This is a genomic window from Micromonospora sp. KC207 (assembly GCF_004348615.1).
Classification (GTDB): Bacteria; Actinomycetota; Actinomycetes; order Mycobacteriales; family Micromonosporaceae; genus Micromonospora.
This window is the reverse complement of record NZ_SMKJ01000570.1, coordinates 1-1,538: the sequence shown is the minus strand read 5'-3', so window position 1 is coordinate 1,538 and position 1,538 is coordinate 1. Positions and strand designations below refer to the sequence as shown.

The 1,538-nt window shown below is 76.4% G+C and carries 1 protein-coding gene; it reads left to right on the top strand.

What is annotated here, in order from left to right; translation table 11 throughout:
* Window positions 1-240 precede the first annotated feature (240 nt).
* On the top strand, window positions 241-1,538 hold a 1,298-nt coding region (locus E1258_RS32540; protein WP_132407806.1), incomplete at its 3' end, for a ribonuclease D.

Below are 1,538 nucleotides of genomic sequence, written 5' to 3'. Positions count from 1 at the left end.
GGCCCCTGCCCCGCGCCCGTCGGACCGTACCCAACCGTCGTCATCGCCACGTCCTCCCCGTAGACGCCCCGCCGCCCGACACCGGTGCGGTCCCGGGCGGCGGCCCGAAGGAACGTACCCGCATCGACGCGCTTTGTCTGCCCAATGTCCGACCCTGGCATGCCGGGTCAAGTCGCCGACGCCGACACGCACCGCACCCGGCTGCGCGCGCCGGATCGCCGCGCGCACTAGGGTTGTCAGGTGACCGACGAACCACCCCTGCGCCGTCGGGCCGCCGAAAGCCGAACGGGAAACGAGCCGCACCAATTGCCGTCGGCCGCGCCGGAGCCGGTGGACGCGGGGCCCGAACCGACCGCCGACGGGCCTGTGCCCCTGACCGCCCCCCGCGAGGGGACACCCGAGCCGGTGACGACCGTGGCCGGGCTCGCCACGGTCGTGGCCCGGTTCGCCGCCGGCACCGGCCCGGTCGCCCTGGACGCCGAACGCGCCTCCGGGTACCGCTACAGCCAGCGCGCGTACCTCGTCCAGCTGCGCCGGGCCGGGGCCGGCACCGCGCTGATCGACCCGCTGCCGCTGCCCGACCTGAGCACCCTGGACTCGGCCATCGCCGACGCCGAGTGGGTGCTGCACGCCGCCAGCCAGGACCTGCCGTGCCTGGCCGAGGTGGGGCTGCGCCCACGCCGGCTGTTCGACACGGAACTGGCCGCTCGGCTGGCGGGTTTTGAGCGGGTCGGGCTGGCCGCGCTGACCGAGCAGCTACTCGGCTTCAGCCTGGAGAAGCACCACTCGGCGGCGGACTGGTCGAGCCGGCCACTGCCGGAGTCGTGGCTCACGTACGCCGCGCTGGACGTGGAGCTGTTGACCGACCTGCGCGACGCGCTCGACGCGGAGCTGGCCCGCCAGGGCAAGTCGGCATGGGCGGCGGAGGAGTTCGCCGCGCTGGTGCACAGCGGTACCCGCCCGCCCCGGGTCCGGGCGGAGCCGTGGCGGCGTACCTCCGGCATCCACCGGGTGCGCGGGGCCCGCGCACAGGCCCGGGTCCGTTCCCTCTGGTACGCCCGCGACCAGATCGCCGCCCGCCGCGATGCCGCGCCGGGCCGGGTGCTGCCGGACTCGGCGATCGTGGCCGCCGCCGAGCTGGACCCGAAGGACGAGAAGACGCTGCTCACCCTGCCGGGCTTCGGCGGTCGGTCGGTGCGCCGGCTGGCCCGCACCTGGTTGGCGGCGCTGGACGACGCCCGGCAACTGCCCGAGGACGCGCTGCCGGTCACCCCGGCGGTGGAGGGTCCGCCCCCGCCGCACCGCTGGGCGGAGCGGGATCCGGTGGCCGCCGGCCGGCTGGCCCGGTGCCGGGAGGTGGTGGTCCGGGTCGCGGGCGAGCATGCCCTCCCTCCGGAGAACCTGATCGCCCCGGACTCGATCCGCCGGCTCGCCTGGGCCCCGCCGGAGGAGGTCACGGAGGTCACGGTCGCCGAGACGCTGCGGGGCTTCGGCGCCCGCGAGTGGCAGCTCGCCCTCCTGGTTCCCCACCTGACCCC